At 37.4% G+C, this 20,918-nt stretch carries 14 protein-coding genes; 12 read left to right on the plus strand and 2 right to left on the minus strand.

All coding sequences use genetic code 11. The annotated features are described in order from the left end of the window. Positions 1-95: 95 nt before the first annotated feature. Positions 96-4,163, minus strand: coding sequence for a KxYKxGKxW signal peptide domain-containing protein (locus ACEPSS_RS02190; RefSeq protein WP_395319779.1), 4,068 nt, complete (start codon positions 4,161-4,163; stop codon positions 96-98). Between the two features lie 330 nt (positions 4,164-4,493). On the opposite strand from ACEPSS_RS02190, the gene ACEPSS_RS02195 reads away from it, so the two are divergent. The 3 genes from ACEPSS_RS02195 to ACEPSS_RS02205 are packed head-to-tail and all read left to right on the plus strand — an operon-like array spanning position 4,494 to position 5,713. After that, a complete protein-coding gene (locus ACEPSS_RS02195) occupies positions 4,494-5,105 on the plus strand; it encodes a recombinase family protein (protein ID WP_395319781.1) in 612 nt (203 codons plus the stop codon). 43 nt (positions 5,106-5,148) lie between these two features. Then, a complete protein-coding gene (locus tag ACEPSS_RS02200; protein ID WP_395319783.1) occupies positions 5,149-5,388 on the plus strand; it encodes a hypothetical protein in 240 nt (79 codons plus the stop codon). After that, complete coding sequence (locus tag ACEPSS_RS02205) at positions 5,381-5,713, plus strand: type II toxin-antitoxin system PemK/MazF family toxin (protein WP_395319785.1); 333 nt, start codon at positions 5,381-5,383, stop codon at positions 5,711-5,713. Before ACEPSS_RS02200 ends, ACEPSS_RS02205 begins: the two co-directional genes overlap by 8 nt. Before the next feature lie 45 nt (positions 5,714-5,758). Here the strand turns inward: ACEPSS_RS02205 and ACEPSS_RS02210 are convergent, their stop codons facing one another. Continuing rightward, complete coding sequence (locus ACEPSS_RS02210; RefSeq protein WP_395319787.1) at positions 5,759-6,631, minus strand: LysR family transcriptional regulator; 873 nt, start codon at positions 6,629-6,631, stop codon at positions 5,759-5,761. Positions 6,632-6,729: 98 nt separating this feature from the next. On the opposite strand from ACEPSS_RS02210, the gene ACEPSS_RS02215 reads away from it, so the two are divergent. The 9 genes from ACEPSS_RS02215 (at position 6,730) to ACEPSS_RS02255 (ending at position 20,909) form a co-directional block, all read left to right on the plus strand. Next, the gene (locus tag ACEPSS_RS02215; RefSeq protein WP_395319789.1) at positions 6,730-7,626 is read left to right on the plus strand and encodes a DMT family transporter; all 897 of its coding nucleotides are present in this window, start codon (positions 6,730-6,732) and stop codon (positions 7,624-7,626) included. A gap of 44 nt (positions 7,627-7,670) precedes the next feature. Beyond that, positions 7,671-8,561, plus strand: coding sequence for an alpha/beta hydrolase fold domain-containing protein (locus tag ACEPSS_RS02220; protein WP_395319791.1), 891 nt, complete (start codon positions 7,671-7,673; stop codon positions 8,559-8,561). Positions 8,562-8,600: 39 nt separating this feature from the next. Further along, the gene (gene lepB, locus ACEPSS_RS02225; RefSeq protein ID WP_395319793.1) at positions 8,601-9,236 is read left to right on the plus strand and encodes a signal peptidase I; all 636 of its coding nucleotides are present in this window, start codon (positions 8,601-8,603) and stop codon (positions 9,234-9,236) included. A 57-nt stretch (positions 9,237-9,293) separates the two neighbouring features. Beyond that, on the plus strand, positions 9,294-10,616 hold the full coding sequence (locus ACEPSS_RS02230) for a C1 family peptidase (protein ID WP_395319795.1): 1,323 nt from the start codon (positions 9,294-9,296) through the stop codon (positions 10,614-10,616). Between the two features lie 153 nt (positions 10,617-10,769). Continuing rightward, positions 10,770-12,473, plus strand: coding sequence for an IS1182 family transposase (locus ACEPSS_RS02235; RefSeq protein WP_395319797.1), 1,704 nt, complete (start codon positions 10,770-10,772; stop codon positions 12,471-12,473). Between the two features lie 60 nt (positions 12,474-12,533). After that, positions 12,534-14,990 carry an SEC10/PgrA surface exclusion domain-containing protein gene (locus ACEPSS_RS02240; protein ID WP_395319799.1) on the plus strand — a complete coding sequence of 819 codons (2,457 nt, stop codon included), beginning with the start codon at positions 12,534-12,536 and terminating at the stop codon, positions 14,988-14,990. A 169-nt stretch (positions 14,991-15,159) separates the two neighbouring features. Continuing rightward, a complete protein-coding gene (locus ACEPSS_RS02245) occupies positions 15,160-18,357 on the plus strand; it encodes a KxYKxGKxW signal peptide domain-containing protein (RefSeq protein WP_395319801.1) in 3,198 nt (1,065 codons plus the stop codon). A gap of 122 nt (positions 18,358-18,479) precedes the next feature. Continuing rightward, complete coding sequence (gene cls / locus ACEPSS_RS02250; protein ID WP_395319803.1) at positions 18,480-19,949, plus strand: cardiolipin synthase; 1,470 nt, start codon at positions 18,480-18,482, stop codon at positions 19,947-19,949. A gap of 219 nt (positions 19,950-20,168) precedes the next feature. Continuing rightward, complete coding sequence (locus tag ACEPSS_RS02255; RefSeq protein WP_395319805.1) at positions 20,169-20,909, plus strand: amino acid ABC transporter ATP-binding protein; 741 nt, start codon at positions 20,169-20,171, stop codon at positions 20,907-20,909. The last annotated feature ends 9 nt before the right edge of the window (positions 20,910-20,918 follow it).

Genomic DNA, 20,918 nt, shown 5'->3' on the forward strand with positions numbered 1-20,918 from the left:
AAACTAACTACATAAAATATTATACAAAAAGAGGACTTACACTAAGATGTAGGTCCTCTTTTTTTAATTACATAAACTATCTGCTTTACGGCTTATTATTTTTCAGAATGTTGCTTTCTAAAACCATTAATTCCAAAGAATGCCATGATAGCAAGTAAGATGGTACCAATGATACTCATCAAACTGGTAGAAGCGTCCTGACCAGTTTGTGGTAATTCAGCTTTTGCAGGTTCTGCTGGCCTTGGTGTTGATTGATCAACATGCTTGTCAGGAGAAACTGGTTTTTCAGGTACTTCTGGTGTGCTTGGAGTTTCAGGTGTAGTAGGTACTACTGGGGTAACAGGCACTTCTGGTGTTACTGGAGTTTCAGGTGTAACAGGTACAACTGGTTTAGTTGGTTCTACAGGCTTGTTAATCGTAGGAGCAACTGGTGGTACTGGTGCTGTTGGTTCCGTTGGAGCTACTGGTTTATCAATACTAGGAGCAACTGGAGGAACCGGTGCTACTGGTTCTTGTGGTGCATCCGGAGCAACTGGTTCAACAGGAGCAACTGGCTTAGTTGGTTCTTGTGGTGCAACTGGAGCAGTAGGTTCAACAGGAGCTACAGGTGGAACTGGTTTAGTTGGTTCTGTTGGTGCTTGTGGTTCTGTTGGTGCAACAGGTGTAACAGGTGCAGTAGGTTCTACAGGTTTTTCAGGACTAGTAGGAGCAACTGGTGGAACCGGTTTAGTTGGTTCTGTTGGTGCTTGTGGTTCTGTTGGTGCAACAGGTGCAATTGGAGCAGTAGGTTCTACAGGTGCTTCAGGCTTAGTTGGTTCAACTGGTGGAACTGGAGCGGTAGGTTCTACAGGTGCTTCTGGTTTAGTTGGTGCAACAGGAGCAATTGGAGCAGTAGGTTCTACAGGCTTTTCAGGTTTAGTAGGTTGTACAGGTGGAACTGGTTTAGTTGGTTCTGTTGGTTTTGTAGGTTCAACTGGTGGAACTGGAACGGTTGGTGCTACTGGTTCGTCAGGAGCTACTGGTGCAACTGGTGCTTTACCTGGGGCAATTGGTTTAACAATCGTTGATGAACCTTCCATGCTAGATGTGTAAACTGTCCAGCTTCCTGGAAGATCTTGTTTATTAACATCACCAGAAACGTAATCATAAGTTACGATAGTTGAACCACTGTATTGGAATACACCAGAACCGTAATAGTTTTCTTTACTTGTTTGGCTATCCCAGTAATGAGAAGGATAAAAGGCATCTCTAGCTTGAATCCAGTTACCGTTCGCAGCCTTTAAATCATTTTGCCATTCTTGTTTTTCTGCATCAGTTAAGTAACTCCAAGTCATTGGATCATCGGAGTTATCTTGATCAGCATAGAGATCACCATCATGGTTCTTAATTGATGATCCAACAATGGCTTTAGCTGTACCACCAGAAACAATTTTAGAATGTTCTACCCAGTGTGGTTGAGTTGGGTCAGTTGAGTTACTGTAGTTATTTAATGATTTAACTTCTGCATAAGCAGTTCCGTCAACAAAGCTGATTGGGTTACCATTTTCATCAAAGTAAGTGGTTGCTTTTTGAATTCCGGCTTCGTTTCCTTGCCAATCTGGACATACCCAGTAGCCATCAACTGGATCAGAATAGATAATCATTCCTGATAAGTTCTTAGGAAGGAAGAATTTATCGACACGTGAAATAATTGAATGTTTAATACCAGTAGTAGGATCAGTGTAATCACCATTCAAGTTTGTAAAAGTAAGGGTAACAAGTGGATCTTCTTGTGAACCTTGTGCATTAGCTGGTAAGTTAATTCTCCATTGTTCCTTTGAATCTCTTCCAGATAAATCAATGGTTGGATCATTTGATTGATTTTCAAGGGTAATCCCTGAACCATCAGCAACATCAATTTGAACCTTAGCATCTGGTGAAGGATAAACATTCATATCATTATGAATTGTATCAGGATAAACTTCTCCAGAGGCTTTTGCTTTAGCAATGGCATCATTATAAGCAGCTAAATCTTTTTCGTATTGTGCCATCTTCATGTCATAATCAAGTTTTGCAATATTATAAACATTTAAAGCATTTACATAGTTAGCATAATCAGTTTTGTATTTTGCTTCTGCTGCATCATATGCTGCTTTTTTGGCTGGATAAGCGGCTTCATCTTTTTGATATTGCGCTTCAGCTGTTTGATAATCTGCTTCTGCTTTTTGCCAGTTAGCATAATCAGTTTTATATTTTGCTTCTGCAGCTTCATAATCTTTTTCAGCTTGTTGGTAAGCAACTAAATCTTTTTGGTATTGCGCTTCTTTAGCTTCGAAATCTTTTTCAGCTTGTTGGTAAGCAGCTAAATCTTTTTGATATTGCGCTTCAGCTGTTTGATAATCTGCTTCTGCTTTTTGCCAGTTAGCATAATCAGTTTTATATTTTGCTTCTGCAGCTTCATAATCTTTTTCAGCTTGTTGGTAAGCAGTTAAATCCTTTTGATATTGAGCTTCTTTAGCTTCGTAATCTTTTTCAGCTTGTTGATAAGTAGCTTCATCCTTTTGGTATTGAGCTTCTTTAGCTTCGTAGTCTTTTTCAGCTTGTTGATAAGCAGCTAAATCCTTTTGGTATTGAGCTTCTTTAGTTTTGTAATCAGCTTCAGCTGCTTGATAAGCGGCTTCGTCTTTTTGATATTGCGCTTCTTTAGCTTGATAGTCCTTTTCAGCATTTTGATAGTCGGCTAAAGCTTTTTGATAGTCAGCTTCTTTAGCTGGATAATCATTTTCTTCATTTTGATAATCAGCTAGAGCTTTTTGGTAAGCAGCTTCTTTAGTCTTGTAATCAGCTTCAGCTGCTTGATAAGCGGCTTCATCTTTTTGATACTGGGCTTCTTTGGCTTGATAGTCAGTTTCAGCGTCATTGTATGCTTTTAAAGCGTCTTGGTATTGAGCTTCTTTAGTCTTGTAATCGGCTTCGGCTGCTTGATAAGCGGCTTCATCTTTTTGATACTGAGCTTCTTTGGCTTGATAGTCAGTTTCAGCGTCATTGTATGCTTTTAAAGCGTCTTGGTATTGAGCTTCTTTAGTCTTGTAATCAGCTTCGGCTGCTTGATAAGCGGCTTCGTCTTTTTGATACTGAGTTTCTTTAGCTTCGTAATCTTTTTCAGCATCATTGTAAGTATTTAAGGAATCTTGGTAAGCTGCTTCTTTAGCTTTGTAGTCAGCTTCGGCTGCTTGATAAGCTGCCTCATCTTTTTGATATTCAGCTTCTTTTTCAGCATAAGCATTTTTAGCATCATTGTAAGTAGCTTGATCTTTTTGATACTGAGCTTTTTGTTCTTGATAAGTAGCTTCTGCGTCATTGTAAGCAGTTAAATCTTTTTCGTATTGCGCATTTTTAGTATCATAATCAGCTTTTGCTGTTTGGTATGATGCTAATTCATCTTGATATTGAGCTTGTTTAGCTTTAAAGGCAGCTTCGGCTTCATTGTAAGCAGCTAAATCTTTTTGATATTGTGCTTCTTGAGCATCGTAATCACTATTTACAGAATTATCTGGAGCAGCTGTAAACTTAGATGATGCTTGAATAATATTAGTATTATTATTGTCAGTTTTATTATCTTGTTTAGCAGTTACAGGTTGTGTATTAGTATCTGATTTAGCTTGAACATCATTTGATGTTGTAGTTTGTTTTGTAGCATCACTACTTGCAACCGTTTTTTGATTGTCTGAAGCATCATTTGATGTTTTTGTAGCTTGTGTTGCAGTAGTTTGTGTTGCAGTAGTTTGATTGCTATCAGTGGTTTTAGTCTTATCGCTGGTAGTATCTGAACTATTTTTGTTTTGCTCATTAGCATCAGTTGCTTTTGCTTTTTGATCAGTAGCGGTACTTGGAGTTGTTGAAGTGGTATCACTAGTTGGTGTAGATACTGGAGCAACTTTTGCTTCACTTGGTTGTTCACTATTACTGTCGGCTGATTTAGCTGTATCAGTAGTAGTTGAGCTGTTATTATTTGGACTTTGAGCTGTACTTACCTCAGTATCAGCATGAACACTAATTCCATTTGTTAAAAATGCTCCACCAGCAATTCCAGCTGTCAATGATGTTACCGTAATAGCACCAAATAACCAGCGTTTACCAGCTTTATACATTTTGTAATGGGTTTTATTTTCACTATTAAACATAGAAAAACCTACCTTTCATAGAACTTTTTAAGCTCTATTTAGTTTTTAACTGCAATAAAAAATCATTTAGTTATTACTTAAAGTAAGCGTAATAACATTTTTTTGTGATAATTTTAATAGTAAAATCAACTAAAAATTTAACTCTATGACAAGCAAGAAATATTGCTAAGTAAGTGTAAAAAGCGAGTGTACCCTGATAATACCTTTGAGTGTATAATTTTAGTACTGCTTTTAAATCCATGCATTTTCTATCATTTTAGAGGTTATTTTTAAAATTAAGCAGATGTAAAAGTAGGATGTAAAATACATTTTTTATTAGGAGAATTTTGAATGAAGTTCGGTTACGCACGTGTTAGTTCGGAAAATCAGAATTTAGATCGACAGATTGAGGCTTTAAAAAAAGATGGTTGTGAATATATCTATCAAGAAAAAATTTCTGGGAAAAATTTAATAAGACCTCAATTACAAAAATTATTGCAGATTGTGCATATTAATGATGAAATTGTTGTTTTAGACTTGGATCGGTTAGGTCGTAATAATAACGATATTACGAATGTGATGAATCAAATTAGAGAAAAGCAAGCCACCTTTAGAGTGTTATCACTACCTTCATTTGATGGGGTGTCTGATTTAAATTTAAAATCTCTTTTGAACAATTTGATTATTGAAATTTATAAGTATCAGGCTGAAGCTGAACGACAGAAAATCAAGGAGCGCCAACGTCAAGGAATTGAAATTGCAAAAAGAAATGGGGTCTATAAAGGCGGAAGCACTAAATATTCATTAAGTTCAAATAATCCTCAGGGACGAATTTTAGCTAAAAAAATGATTGAAATGTTTGACCAAGGCTTAGGAAATAGTGCCATTTCAAAATCCTTGGGGGTGAGTCGCCAAACCGTTTATTGTAAAAGAAAACTTTATCAGGAAACGAAGGTTATCTAATTTTTAATACGATTAACCTATAATAGGATTAGGAGGAATGACGATGGATAGACATATTGTTAGAGTAACCCGTAGTGGACAGAAGATGACGTTACCAGTCACCGATGAAATTAAGCTTAATTTAGGTGATCAATATTACGTGACGCAGTTAGATAGTGGTGAGATTGTGTTTACGCCGTTGTATCAAGATATTTTTTCTAGTCCAGACTTTGCTGACCTTGATTTTTCGCAAGCCGAATTTGATTTTGGCAAATTTATGGGGGAGGAAAAATTAGATGACTGAGGAATATATTCCCAAACAAAAAGACATTATCTACCTTGATTTTGATCCCCAAAGTGGCATGGAAATTAAGAAACGCCGCCCGGCCTTAGTCCTTAGTAAAGGTGATTACAGTGACCGAACGGGTTTAGTCGCGGTTTCTCCGATTACCCACGGACAAAAAAACCACGTAACGTCAGTTGCAGTTAAAGGAAAAGAAGTTGACGGTTACGTGAATGCGCTCCAATTTTATACCTTTGATTTTCGGACCCGTCACGCACAGTATGTGGAAAAAGTTTCTGAGCGTGTTTTTATTAAAGTTATGAATGTAATTCGTCAAATCTTTTAAAATCCATAAAAATAAGACAACTTTCCGTGTTGTCTTATTTTTGTTTTAAGTTAGTTCGTGAGCGTGTTTTTGAATAAACGCTTTGAATTTTTCTGCGGCACTAGTCATAATGATTTCGTTTTTCGTAATAATGCCAATTTTCCGTGTAATCTTAGGATTGGTTTTTAAAATCCGAATCTGATGTTGGTCTTCGAGCGATTGGTCAACGGGCATAATGGTATAGCCCAAACCTTGTTCAACCATTAAAAGCGTGGAAAAACGATCATGCAGGCGCATTTTGATGTGCGGTTTTAATCCAGCCGCTCGAAACTGATTAAGTGACTCACTGTGTAAACCTTCTTCTAATAAGATATAGGGATAGCTGGTTAATTCAGCTAACTTTAAGTCACTTACCTGAGCTGCAATTGGATATTTTTGGGGAATGACCGCTTTCAAAGTTTGTTCCTGCAAAAATTCACACTCACAATCGGGCGCCGCATCTTGGTTTAAAATGCCTAATTCCGCATCGCCATTTTCCACTAATTGTGGAATACTAACGTTATCACCTTGAATAATGGAAAAATCAACGTTCGGATTTTGAAATTGAAAGGCACTGATTAGTTCGGGAAGCCACTGCTGCGAAATACTCGGAATCGTGGCAATCCTAATTAGCCGATTGGCTTGATCAGTAATTTCGTGTTGCTTATCTAAGAGGGCTTGGTGGTCATTAATGAGTTTCACAACGAACGGATAAATGGCTTGGCCTTCCTTGGTTAATTTTAAGTGTTGCCGTTGTTTACTTAGGACTGGAAAACCGAATTCTTGTTCCAAACTATTCAACATTTGGCTAATGGCCGGCTGCGAATAGCCCATGATGTTAGCGGCTTTCGTAATACTTTGGTGTTCTAAAACAAGCTTTAAAGCCAGATATTTATTCATAATATAACTTTTCCTTATAATTTAATAAAAAATATTAATTTTTGTTATTTTGTTTTCCATTATATATTAAAACCATTATCTAATGGAGGACGAGTACAATGAAACGAAAACAAGGATTAATTTTAGCAATTTTAGGAGCTTCGCTTTGGGGTCTAAGTGGAGTATCCAGTCAATTTTTATTTGCCAAAGGCTTTTCGCCGGTTTGGTTAGTCGGAATGCGATTATTACTAGCAGGGCTAATCATGCTAATTTTTGCCTGGCTCAATCCCCATTTGAAACGGCAAGTAATGGGAATTTGGCAAGTCGCGGCAGATTGGAAACAACTGCTCTTATTTAGCTTTTTAGGTTTTTTACCCGCCCAACTTTCGTTCTTTTTAACGATTAGCTTCAGTAATGTAGCAACGGCAGCCGCTTTACAGTTTTTAAACCCGCTCTTTACGATTATTTTTGGAGCCATTTGTTGTCGGTGTCTTCCATCTAAAATGGAAACGGGCACGATTTTACTGAGTGTTGTGGGCACTTTTTTACTCGTGACAAACGGAAACCTACATAGTTTGGTGCTGTCACCGCAAGCCATTTTCTGGGGACTCTTGTCCGCAGTGGGAGCCGTGTTTTATAGTGTGTTACCACAAAAATTACTCCAACAATATGACGCCATTGTGGTCGTGGGCTGGGGCATGTTTTTAGGCGGATTACCGCTGGCCCCACTAGTGGTTACGAGCCACATGCCAGCCCTTAATTTAGCGCTTGGTTTAAATATTATGTTTGTCGTTTTGATTGGGACTTTATTAGCCAGTTTAGCCTACATTAAAAGTTTGGCATTTGTTCCCGCTGCTATTACCCAGATGTTGAGTTCGTTTGAGCCGTTAGTGGCCACGATTGTCTGCGTCTTGGCACTTCATGAGGCCTTAGGCGGCTTTGAATTAGTCGGAATTATTTTAATTGTCAGCGTCGTGTTTCTTCAATTTGTTTCCGCCAAATTAACCAAAAATTAAGCTTCCAATGCTAAAATAGGAATCATTAACGTGAGGTGAGACAAATGGTTAAATTTATTGAGCGACATCCGACTTTTGTACCAGCTGATACTACGGGAATTGAACGTCAATTTTTGGATTTACCATATGCAAGTGGTCAGCGGCATAAATTGGATCTTTATTTGCCTAATCAACATCAAGCTAGTTACCCAGTCATCATTGATGTTCATGGTGGTGGGATGTACTTTGGGCAAAAGAGTTCAAATAAACTAAATGGGGCGCTTGAACTTTTAAAGCGGGGATATGCAGTGGTTAGTCCGAACTATTCTTTAAGCCAGATGGCCCTTTTTCCTCATCCAGTTTATGAACTGAAAGCCGTAATTCGTTGGGTTCGTGCGCATGCCCAACAATATCATTTGGATAATGAAAATATATTTCTGATGGGTGAATCATCGGGAGCACAACTGGCAATGTTGGTGGCCGCTTCTGAAAGTTCTCAGCAATTACAAAGTGATTTTGGCGGTAATTTAGCTTACAGTAGCCAGGTTAACGGCGTGATTGCTTCTTATGGTCCTTATGATTTAGCCATGATGCCCGCGCAATTTGCCGTTTTAGGGCAAACGCCGAAGTTTGCAGAAACTGGCGCAGCTGATTCCTTTGAAGGGATGATGTTGGGAAACCAGCGACCAAGCGATGTGCCGGCCTTAAATGCGGCCGTTAATCCGCAAACTTATTTAACGGAACAGATGGTCCCAGTTTTAATGTATGCGGGGAAACAAGATTGGGTCGTGCCTTATTTACAAACAATTAATCTGGCAGCCGAGGTAGCGCAAAAGATTGGTTCAGAACACGTTGAATTACAGCTTAGTGCGGATGCTCCCCACGGACCCAGTGGCTTTATGAACGAAACGGTTTTTGCTCAAAAGGAACAGTTTTTACAGCGAAATTTACATTAGTGGTAAAATAAATGTGACTGAAAGATTGAGGAGAAAATTATGAAAACTATCAAAGGAATTCTAGGTTGGGTGCTGCCCGTGATAATTGGTTTAGCGATTGCTTTACTAGTTAAGCAATTTTTCTTCACGGTTGCACGGGTGGATGGCCCTTCGATGGAACCAAACCTAATTAACAACGAACGTATCATGGTCTGGCGTCAGGCTGACATTAAACGAGGCAGTGTGGTAGTCTTCAATGCCGCAGGAGTTGATCCGCAAGCAGCGAAAAATGATGGCTTGGTCAAAGATATCTTAGGAACCAACGGAACTGATTATGTAAAACGAGTCATCGCGGTTCCTGGCGATACAGTTGCTTTCAAAGATGGTGCCATTTATGTTAATAACCACAAGATTGACCAAAGTTACATTGGGAGTGACGAACAAAAAACGGGTTCGGAATACAACATGCAACCGGGAAATTGGGATTTGCAATCACTTTCACGGAACTGGAAACAAAACCAAGGTGCAGTGAAAGTGCCAAAGGGGCAATACTTCGTGATGGGTGATCACCGGAGTGTTTCCAATGATAGTCGTTACTGGGGCTTTGTTCCCAAAGACAAGATTATCGGAGTTGTGAAAACGTTCCCGTGGGATACGACAAAGCAACAACGGGAAAACATCAATGATCGTGACTAACTGAAAAAGATGACAATGATCGTCTTTTTTTATAAATACAAATAAAGGATGAAGACGATGAAATTTAATCAACCACTTAATCAACCAGCTTTAAAAAAAATGCAACAAAAATTAGAGCAGCGACCAGGCCATAAAATTGTGGCAAATGCCGTCATGGCGAATGGAATTAATCAAACGGCGTTGAATGCCCAAGTTTTGGCCAAATTGAATCATACGTTTTCGATTGATTTGCCTACTGGAACCGTGTCAAACCAAAAACATAGTGGACGGTGCTGGTTATTTTCCATTTTAAATACTTTACGGCACCAATTTGCGACGCAATATCAGGTAAAAGATTTTGAATTATCCCAAAGTTACTTATTTTTCTGGGACAAAATTGAACGCGCTAATATTTTTTATGACCGGATGATTGCCTTAGCTGGCCGGCCGACCGATGATCGGGAAGTGGCCTTTTATTTAAGCTCGCCTGGGACTGATGGTGGTCAATGGGCTATGGCAGCCGCTTTAGTGCAAAAGTATGGGGTTGTTCCACGTGAAACTTTTCCTGAAACCGCGGTCACGGAAGATACCAGTGCTTTTGATATGCTATTAAATCACAAAATGCGTCACGATGCGATGCAATTACGTGAGTTGGTTAATCAGGGGGCTACGGATGCTGAAATTGCCTCATTAAAACAACAATTTATGGATGAAATTTATCGGATTACGGGTCAATCAGTGGGAGTACCACCCGCAAAATTTGACTTGGAATATCGTGATGATGCTAAAAAATATCATCTTGATCAAGGCCTTACTCCACAGGAATTTTACGCGAAATACATCGGCGTGGATTTAGATCAATACGTCGTTTTGGCCAATGCACCTGATAAAAAGTACGGCGAAAAGTACGCGTTACCGAGCCAAGATAACGTGGAAGGTGGCAAACCGATTGAATTTTTAAATGCGCCGATGGATCAACTTAAGCAAGCAGCCATTCAACAACTGCAAGCGGGTGAGACCATTTGGTTTGGTAATGACGTTTTACAACAAATGGACCGGCAAAAAGGCATATTAGATAGTAATTTATTTTTGCAAGATGAATTGTTTGGCATCGATACTAAGATGAGTAAGGCGGAACGGATGAGATATCATGAAGCCGAAGTTTCACATGCGATGACGTTGACGGGAGTTGATGTCGTGAATGGCAAACCGACGAAATGGAAAGTGGAAAACAGTTGGGGTGCTAAAATTGGAAACCAAGGTTATTTCGTAATGGCTGACAACTGGATGGATGATTACACTTATGAAGTCGTGGTAAAAAAATCCTACCTTAGTGATGAAATAAAACAGGGATTAACGAAGGCACCGATTGTTTTAGCTCCGTGGGATTCGTTAGCATAAAGTAATTAGAGGCTGGGAAAAAACTATCCTCTAAATAAAAAATCAGCTAGATTCTGAAATCATTCAGAATCTAGCTGATTTTGTTATGTACACAGGAAAATCCACCCTGTAAAATTAATATCGACAAAAACATTATTTAAGGAGTGAATTTCCATGCATGCTAATTTTAACACGAATCAGACATCATTTATTTTAAATTTTGATTTTAATATTGATAAATTTCATATTGCTAGATTAATATCTTCATTTGTAGATTCAATTCCTACGGAATTATTAATTACAAGTACTGCTACAACTGGTAGACCAGCATTTTATCCTGGAATGTTACTAAAAATGATTTTATTTGCTTATTCTAGAAAAGTTTATTCTGGTCGTGGAATTGAACTTTTAAATCAAGAGAACATTCCTATGAAATGGCTAACACAAGATACCCCAGTATCGTATAAAACTATAAATAATTTTAGAGCTAACAAACAAACTTCAAACATGATTAAATTGTCGTTTGTTTATTTCACTAGATTTTTAATTGATAACAAAATGATATCAGATGAAGCACTATTCATTGATGGAACTAAAGTTGAAGCAGATGCCAATAAATATACTTTTACTTGGAAAAAGTCCGTTGATAGATATCAACCAATCTTGAAAGATAAAGTATTTAAAATGTATGAAGATTTAATTGAACTAGAAGTAGTAAATGCAATGGAAAAAGAATATGTATCTACTAGTGAAGGATTGAAAGAATTACTATCAGAAACTGAAGATGAAATTGATAGATTAAATACTGCTATTGAAAATGAACCAAAGGTTCAAAAGAATGGTTCTAGTAATAAACGTAAAAGACGTCTTTTAAAATCGTTCTCAAATAAAATGAAAAAGGACTACCTTCCTCGCACAACTAAGTATGAAAAATACCAAGAAATATTCAATGGTAGAAATAGTTTTTCAAAAACAGATCATGATGCAACTTTCATGAGAATGAAAGAAGATCCAATGATGAATGGCCAATTAAAGCCAGGTTATAATTTACAAATTGCGACTAATAATCAATTTGTACTTCACTATGATATATTTTCAAATCCAACGGATACTAGAACTTTAATTCCATTTTTATCATCAATGCATTTTCTAGATGAGTTCCAAAATATTGTTGCTGATGCTGGTTATGGAAGTGAAAGTAATTATATATTTATTATTGATGAACTTGAAAAGAATCCGCTCATTCCGTACGGAATGATGAAAAAAGAAGCTAAACGATCATATAAAAATGATGAAACTAAGAGACAAAATTGGAAATATGATGAACTAAATGATTATTATATAGATCATAATGGTGTTAGATTTGATTTTAGTAATTATAGTACAAGACACGATAAGTATAATTTTGAAAGAAATTTCAAAATATACAAAGCTAGTCCTTTCCAATTAACTTATGAATTAATTGAGAAATCTAAGACACCTAAGGGAAACCAAAGAATGATTCAGGTAAATCCAAATTGGGAGTACTTTAAAAATTTCGTAAAAGAAAATTTGAACTCTCAACCTGGTAAAGATATTTACTCAAGAAGAAAAATAGAAGTTGAACCAGTTTTCGGTAGAATGAAAGCTGTATTTGGTGTGCGAAGAGTTCGTTTAAGAGGGAAACAGTGTGTGGAAAATGACATTGGAATACTGCTTATGAGTTTAAATCTAACAAAATTAGCTAAATTAATGGCTAATACCTTAGGTAAATCCAAAGGATTTACTTTTAAAATCTATAAAATACAAAAAAGCAGAAGTGAATTTTCAAAATTCACTTCTACTTTTGTTATAAAGACTAGTTATTTCCCAGCCTCTTTTAGATTGAATTTTAAGTGATAACCAAGTAAACTGCTAATAACAGATAATTATCAGGTAACAATGCTAGGGAGAAAAACATTGGAAAATAAAAAACACTTTAAATTAATTAAAGCCAAACGTGGTTGGCTTAGAGTCGCCTTAACTACAGCAGTTGTAATCGGTGGATTAGCCCTTGGTGGGAATAGTCTTTCTGTTCAAGCTGACACAGATGTTCCAACTAACATTACTAACCAAAATACGAATATTCCTGATGTGGCAACGGCCCAACAAAATGTCACAACGGCTCAAAATGAGCAAAATCAAGCACAGACAGCCGTTAATGATGCTAAGCAAAACGTAGATCAGCAAACTATTAAGGTAGAAGATGGTAAAAACGCCGTTGCTAATGATCAACAACTAGTGAAAGAAGCAGAAGCTAATTTACCAGCTACCCAAGCAGCTGCTGCAGACCAACAAAAGGTAGTAGCTGATACTAAAGCAGCGGCCGACGTTGCGCAACAACAACAAAACGTTGCCCAAGCAACGGCTACTTCAGCTCATGATAATTTAGCTAACTCACAAACGGCTCAAAGTAATGCCCAAAAAGCAGTTGAAACTAGTAAGCCAGAATCAATTACTTTACCAAATAAGGATCTTTATCAACCCGCTAATCAAGCACAAGTTAGCCAATGGAATGCGCAAGGTTCCAGTGATAATAACTTTATTGATAACGATTCTGATAAATACTACGTGGACTATAATCATCTTAGTGCCGAACAAAACGCAGAAATTCAAAATTATTATGGAAACTTGCTTAACCAAGTTCGTGATCAATGGGGAACTAATCAAGTAACCGTTGGTGGTCAAGGAATTGAAGGATTTGCGAATGATGTCGCAAATCGTTATGAAAAAGATAATTGGAGCATCAAGCAAACTAACGAACATGATGTTAGTGCGATTAGTCAAGCTGCAGCGGATTATGGCTTAGCAACTGGTGGTAACTATTACGAAAATATTAGTTGGAATTATCTTCGAGTTTATGATAATGCCAACGATATGAATGGGTTGAAAAAAGCCATTTATGAAACCATGGTTGACATGTTATTTAAGGACGCTGGTTCACATTATGGGCATACAGAGTCCTTGTTAGGAAACTATCGTGGCGGTTCTACCCAAACGGCTGTTTCTTTTGATAATCTTTATCAAATTCATTTACTGGGAATGGATGACAGCTATCTAGATGATCCGCAAAAATGGTCTAATGATGGGGCGCATACACCTTTAACGGATGCTCAAATGCGGCAAAACGTACTTGATAATGCTAATCACAATCTACAAGTTAACCAAAGTTTAGCTGATTTAGCTGATCATGATTTAGCAGATAAGAAAGCAGCTAATAATCAAGCTCAAGCAGAAGCAAATGCTGCCCAAAATCAATTAAATGATTTAGAAAACAAGATCCAACAATATCAAGCTGCTCCCCAAAAGTTAGCTGATGATCAAGCTACTTTAAACGAGGCAACTGCTACTTTAGCTCAATTCCAAGAAGAAAAGCAGAATGCGGATGCGGCTTTAACTAGAACTCAAGCCGAATTAGCGAAAGCGCAAGCAATTGCAGCAACTGCGGTTGAGATTGCTAACAGTCAAGCAACTGCACAACAAAATGGTTATCATGTGGTTAATGATCACGTAATTGATAATCAAGGGAATACAGTTCAAGATTGGTCAGTAGTTGGTGGTCATTTGTTTGATTATGCGGGTAATTTAATTACGGTCAATGCTGGTTGGAATGGTGATAATCATGAAACGTACTTTGATCAAAACGGACAACCATTGACCGGTCTTCAAACGATTGATAATAATCTATATGATTTTGATGACAATGGTTTAGCTAAAACGGATGTTGTCAAAGTTGGCGATACGTACTATTATTTTGATCACCAAAATCATGCGGCCGTTAAAGATAATTACGTGCAATCACGTTGGGGCGATTGGTACATGTTTGGTGATGACGGTCAAATCGTTTCAGGCGTATATGCTTGGGCTGGAACTTATTACTACTTCGATCCCGTAACATATCTTCGAGTTGACAATGCTTATGTTCAATCACAATGGGGTGATTGGTACATGTTTGGGAATAACGGTCAAATTGTCACTGGGGTTTACCAATGGGCTGGAACTTATTACTATTTTGATCCCGTAACATACCTCCGCGTTGACAATGCTTATGTTCAATCGCAATGGGGTGATTGGTACATGTTTGGCGATAATGGTCAAATTGTTTCAGGCGTATATGCTTGGGCTGGAACTTACTATTATTTTGATCCAATCACACATCTTCGGGTTGATAATGCTTATGTTCAATCACAATGGGGCGATTGGTACATGTTTGGTGGTAACGGTCAAATCGTCAGCGGATTGTTTGATTGGTATGGTTCAAAATATTACTTTGATCCAGTGACTTATTTGAAAGTTACGAACACTTGGCAAAACCTTGGCTTTGGTTGGGTCTACTTCAATCAAAATGGTCAAATGACTAATTTTGCTAACTACTAAAATCTAAAAAACACCCTTGTTAAATATTCTTTTTGGAATATTTTCAAGGGTGTTTTTTTAAATGATAGCTTTTCCAAGATACTAGTTGACACATGTTTAAAATGTCTATATATTTAACTTAATAAAATTTAAAATAACTTAATAATTATTGATTGAAAGGCAAGTGACCATGAATAGTCTAAACTCTGAAAATAAGCAACACTACAAGATGTATAAATCAGGTAAGCAATGGATTTATGCTGCCATTACTACTACTGCAGTAGTTGCTGGTACTTCAATGTTTGTATCACATACAGTTAATGCTGATACAACCACTCAACCAGCTGTTGCTGCCCCAGGTACGGGTCAAACAACTAGTCTAACTGTTGATACGGCTACTCCTAAGTCAGATGCAGCACCTAGCACGCCAACTGCCAAAGTAGATGTAACTAATGATACTACTACTAAAGCTGCCACAGCTACACCAGTAGCAACTGATAAAAAAGCTCCTAGTACAGATACAACTAAAACAACTGATACTAGTGTAAAAGAAATTAAGGCTGCTGAAACGACTCCTAGCGTTGCAAAGGACACTAAGACTAATGATACTGCTAGTAAAAGTGATGTCAAAGACAGTAAGAACAGTGATGACAATAAAGCAAAATCAGATGATAAAAATGAAAAAGTTGCAGGTGATAAAAAATCATCTCAAGTTTCCGAAACTAAATTAGATACCAATTTAGATAGTAAAAATTCAGTTAATGGATTAGGAAATGCTGATTCTAAGCAGACAACTTCATCACAAAAATCTGACGGTAGTACAAAAGCTTCAGATGCCTATTCAGGTAGTACTGGTGCTGCCAATGATGCTAATATTGTTAACCCTGATAAGTTATCAAATGGGGAAACTGTTGATCATGATAGCAGTTCAAAACCAGCTGATGATGCTAAGCCAGACGTAAACTCTAACCCTAATGACAATGCAATTTTGCCTTTTGATCCAACTAAAGCAACTACTGCTCAAGCCGGAGAAGAATTTAGTAAATACCGTCAAGAATATCATTATTCTGATCCAGAAGGTGCAGGAAATGATGTCCAAACGATTTGGAAAGATGATAATGATTTATGGCATTTTTACTACTTACACAGTAATACTAATGCTGATGGACAAGATTATTACACTCAAGATGGTTGGTATCATGCAACTAGTTCTGACTTAATTCATTTCCAAAATTGTGGTACTGCGATTCCTGGAAAAGTTGAAGGTAAGTGGGACGCTTCTTGGACTGGTTCAATTATTACCAACGAAAATGGATTTTACAAAGATTTACCTCAAGCCAATAATGTTTTAATTGCTGCAATTAGTACGCCTGGTCTAGGTGTTCCTGGTCAAAACATTTGGCTATTGAAGAGTTTAGATGGTGGTTATAACTTTAATTTATTAGTTGACCATCCAATTACCGGTCTACCTCAAGCAGCCTATGGCTATTACGATGACAATCGTGATCCGAGCCTATGGTACAATTCTGAAACAAATCAAATGGAAATTTTCCTTGCACAGGGATGGAATAATAATACCAGTCACGGAGTTGCTCAATATGCTAGTGATGATGGAATTAATTTCCATCAAATCGGGTTAACTGAACTTGCTGGGGAAAATGCTGCCTTTACCAAAGAAACCTTGATTGAAACTCCTGGAATTTCAAGAATGTATGACCAAACTACTGGTAAGCCTAAGGATGTCATGTTTATTGGGATTCAAAACTGGGGTGCTGGCCAAAACTACAATTTAGTTAATGGTGAAGGTTGTTTAGCAATTGTAGGACAAGTAAATGATCAAGGGGTTTTTGTTGCGGATGGTTCAATTCAAGATCCAAATGACCCTGACAAGATGATTGTTACAGATAAGTCTACGATGTTTAAGACTGATTATGGTGCTGATTACTATGGTGGAACTAACCAATATAATCCTAATCCACTATCAAATGTAATGAATTCTACTATCCAAAATGGATGGCTAGGTAACTGTTCATATTCTACTGAAGCAGTTAAAGGTGGGACTCCGATTGCTGTTCCTGGTGTTGCAACGTTTAGAGAAGTTTATTTAGATAACGGTGCAATTAAAGAACGTTGGGTTGGACTTGATGGTTCTGAATGGCGTGATAGTAAAATTATTAAGAGTAATGTTGATGCTAGTGATGGGACCGTTACAATCAGTAAAGACCAATCTTTAGCGCAAACTTACGATTTTAATTTTACTGGGATTGATAATCCTAACTTCAAAGCGCAAATTAATTTTGAAGAAACTGATGGTGCACAACATATCTTGTTATATAGAACAACCGATGGAATGAGATTAGCTTACTGGCGTGATGGTGGAACCTTTACTGGTGAAACTTCTAAATGGTACAGTTTGGTATATGATGTAACTGGTTTTGATTTAATTAATCAATTAAACATTAGAACTGATACTCAGAGTTTAGAAATTGAATTACCACAAGTTGGAAAGATTTACACAATTTTACGTTATACGTTAAGTCCAGCTCAAAATGTAACGGTTACCATGAAAGGTGACGATGCTAAATTAGCTTATGTGGCAAGTAAGACATATGTTGGAAATCCTAATATGCAAGTTACAGCGAGCGTTCAATACTACAAACAAGGAACGAACGAAATTGTAAAAACTGCTACTTATAACGGTAAACCAGGCGATACCATTAATGTAATGGATAACTTGCCCGCTGGTTTTTACTTTATTAGTGGGGACCAAACTTATACATTACAACGTGATTTTAAGCAAAATCTAGTTGTAATTGTAAGTACTACCAAACCTGTTGAAGTAACTCAGCCAGAAATTGTTCATGTTCATTACATAGATAACAATGGTAATGAAGTTACCTCAGAACAAACTATCACTAGTGATGGAATGATTGATCTTGGCAATGGTGACATGGTTAAAGCAGTTGATGGTGCTAAGTATGGTGATGAAGTAGTTTCAGTTGTAAATAGTTCTGATGGATCAGTTAATGTGTACCTTAACAAAGCTGAAACAAACAGTAATGCAAAATCAGGTTCACAAGTTAGTGGGCATGCAGATGTACAAGCACCAAATGGTAACAATGCTTCTGCTGTTTCGGTAACTGTTAAAACAGACAATCCTAATGATTTTTCAACAGTGACTATCGTTAATCCTGATAAGAACACTACTGTAATAAACATTAGTGATCCAGCAGCTGTTCAACAAACTAGAGCTGAATATCGTCAACAAAGTAAGAAAAATATTCTTCCACAAACTGGACAAAATGCGGATGCAAGTATTATGGCCATCATCGGTTCAATTATGCTTGGAACGCTTGGACTATTCGGTTTAGGAAAACGGCATAATTAATCAATAATTATTAAGTAAAATCACAAATTAGAAGTAATCGTTTTTGCGATTACTTCTTTTTTTACAACAAAAAGCTGTGAAATTAGGTAGAATAGAGTTAAGAGAAAATAGGAGGAGATTCCATGGCAATTTTTTGGTCAATTTTAGATGCAATTATCATCATTAACACGATTTTTGCGATTATTACCGTTTTTAGAACCCCACGTGACATTGCAGCAACCTGGGCTTGGTTATTAGTGTTAACCTTTATTCCAGTCCTTGGCTTTATTGCATATGCCTTTTTCGGCCGTCGGTTACCCAAGAGCAGTTTGTTAAGACTGAGTGGGAGCGCTAAGAAGCAAGTTAAACATGAAATTAAGCAACAAAAGCAAAAGTTGGGCAAATTTAATGAAGCAGAGAATCCCAACAACAAGATTGTTAACGACTCCCAAGGCTTAGTAAAACTTTTTATGAATACCGCTTCAGCACCTTTATTAGGGCACAATGAAATTGAAACGTTTACGAATGGTCCTGCTTTTATCAAACAATTGTTTGAGGATTTTAGAAATGCTAAAAGTTCGATTAACATTGAATTTTATGCTTTTTCACATGATAAAATTGGACGGGAAACTCTAAATCTCTTGGTTGAAAGAGCCCAAGCAGGGGTTGATGTTCGAGTAGTGTATGATGCTTGGGGTTCAATGGGAACGACAGAAAAGTTCTTTAAACCATTAATTGATGCGGGAGGAAAAGCGCTTCCTTTCTTGCACAATAAGTTAAACATTAAAGACATGCGGGTTAATTTCCGTGATCACCACAAGTTAGTGACCGTTGATGGTGAATTTGGTTATATTGGTGGATTGAACATTGGTGATCAATACATGGGTTGGACCAAAAAATTTGGTAATTGGCGTGACTGTACGATTAGAGTTCATGGTGATGGGGTCTACGGACTTCAATCACGTTTCATCTTAGATTGGAACGCCACTGATCTTAAATCACAAATTGATCCGAATGATCCGACTAATATTGCGAAATACTACCCTAAGATGCAAACCAACGGGAATGCAATTTTGCAAGTGGTTGCCAGTGGTCCTGATTCAACGATGGAACAAATTAAGATGGGTTACATTAAGTTGATTGAAATGGCAGAAAAATCAATTAAGATTACGACTCCATACTTGATTCCTGATGAATCAGTCTTAAATGCGTTGAAGATTGCGGCTAAGTCGGGGGTAGATGTCGAAATTGTCACTCCCGATATGCCTGATCATCCGTTTGTTTATCGGGCAACTCAGTATTATTCACGTCAATTAAGCCATTTAGGGGTAAAAGTTTACGCCTATAACAATGGGTTTATGCATGCCAAAACGATGGTGGTTGATCACAAGTTAGTTTCAATTGGATCAGCCAATCTAGATTACCGGAGTTTTGAATTAAACTTTGAATGTAATTCTTTTGTTTATGATGAAAAACTAGCTCAAAAAATGGAAGAAATTTACGCAGAAAACATTGCTGAAAGTACGTTACAAACCGAACAAATCTTTAAAGATCAATCTGCTTGGCTTAATTTCAAGCAACACTTTAGTCGTTTATTATCACCATTGCTATAAAAAACAAAACGTTGATTCCGATATTAGGAACCAACGTTTTTTTTTCGTTTCACATGAAACGTTTGACGAATAAAACCGAATAAAAATTATTTAAATCGAATTTTATTCGGTTTTGATGTTACAAAACGTGACAGCAAACCTAGGCTAATTTCGACTTATCCCGTAAGCTTAAGTTAGCCTAGAAGCCCCTTTCTAGAGAAAATGAGGAGGGACATAAATATGTCATATATTATTCAATTCAAAGATGTACAAAAATATTATGGTGATTTTCATGCACTTCATGATATTAATTTAACCATTCATCCGGGCGAAACCGTCGTTTTAATCGGACCATCCGGTTCTGGAAAATCAACTCTACTCAGAACCATTAACGGTTTGGAAACTATTCAAAAGGGTCAATTAATTGTGGACGGCAAGGATCTATCTAGTGATAAAACTAACCTTAACCAATTAAGAACGGATGTTGGAATGGTTTTCCAACACTTTAATCTTTACAACAACAAAACTATTTTAGACAACATTATGTTGGCGCCCAAAATTGTTTTGAAACGTGATGACACCAAAAACCGCGAAATTGCGGATCAATTATTAAAACGCGTTGGCTTAACCGATCAAGGCGCTAAGTATCCCGCTCAACTATCTGGTGGGCAAAAGCAACGGATTGCGATTGCTCGTTCACTAGCGATGGATCCCAAAGTCTTACTTTTTGATGAACCAACGTCGGCCTTGGATCCTGAAATGGTCGGCAGTGTATTGAGCGTTATGCGCGACATTGCTAAGAGTTCCGACATGACCAGTTTAGTAGTGACCCATGAAATGGATTTTGCGAAAGCCGTGGCTGATCGCGTTATTTTCATGGCTGACGGCAAGATTTTAGAAGATTCATCAACTGATGAATTCTTTAAGCAACCGAAAACGGAACGGGCCCGTCAATTCCTTTCACAAGTTGAACATCATTAAGAAACGAGG

Source organism: Fructilactobacillus frigidiflavus (genome assembly GCF_044054575.1).
In the GTDB taxonomy this organism is placed as follows: Bacteria; Bacillota; Bacilli; order Lactobacillales; family Lactobacillaceae; genus Fructilactobacillus; species Fructilactobacillus frigidiflavus.

Coding starts and splice junctions, on each gene's coding strand:
- ACEPSS_RS02190 (WP_395319779.1), bottom strand. CDS start 4,163: ATGTTTAATAGTGAAAATAAAACCCATTACAAAATGTATAAAGCTGGT.
- ACEPSS_RS02195 (WP_395319781.1), top strand. CDS start 4,494: ATGAAGTTCGGTTACGCACGTGTTAGTTCGGAAAATCAGAATTTAGAT.
- ACEPSS_RS02200 (WP_395319783.1), top strand. CDS start 5,149: ATGGATAGACATATTGTTAGAGTAACCCGTAGTGGACAGAAGATGACG.
- ACEPSS_RS02205 (WP_395319785.1), top strand. CDS start 5,381: ATGACTGAGGAATATATTCCCAAACAAAAAGACATTATCTACCTTGAT.
- ACEPSS_RS02210 (WP_395319787.1), bottom strand. CDS start 6,631: ATGAATAAATATCTGGCTTTAAAGCTTGTTTTAGAACACCAAAGTATT.
- ACEPSS_RS02215 (WP_395319789.1), top strand. CDS start 6,730: ATGAAACGAAAACAAGGATTAATTTTAGCAATTTTAGGAGCTTCGCTT.
- ACEPSS_RS02220 (WP_395319791.1), top strand. CDS start 7,671: ATGGTTAAATTTATTGAGCGACATCCGACTTTTGTACCAGCTGATACT.
- lepB (WP_395319793.1), top strand. CDS start 8,601: ATGAAAACTATCAAAGGAATTCTAGGTTGGGTGCTGCCCGTGATAATT.
- ACEPSS_RS02230 (WP_395319795.1), top strand. CDS start 9,294: ATGAAATTTAATCAACCACTTAATCAACCAGCTTTAAAAAAAATGCAA.
- ACEPSS_RS02235 (WP_395319797.1), top strand. CDS start 10,770: ATGCATGCTAATTTTAACACGAATCAGACATCATTTATTTTAAATTTT.
- ACEPSS_RS02245 (WP_395319801.1), top strand. CDS start 15,160: ATGAATAGTCTAAACTCTGAAAATAAGCAACACTACAAGATGTATAAA.
- cls (WP_395319803.1), top strand. CDS start 18,480: ATGGCAATTTTTTGGTCAATTTTAGATGCAATTATCATCATTAACACG.
- ACEPSS_RS02255 (WP_395319805.1), top strand. CDS start 20,169: ATGTCATATATTATTCAATTCAAAGATGTACAAAAATATTATGGTGAT.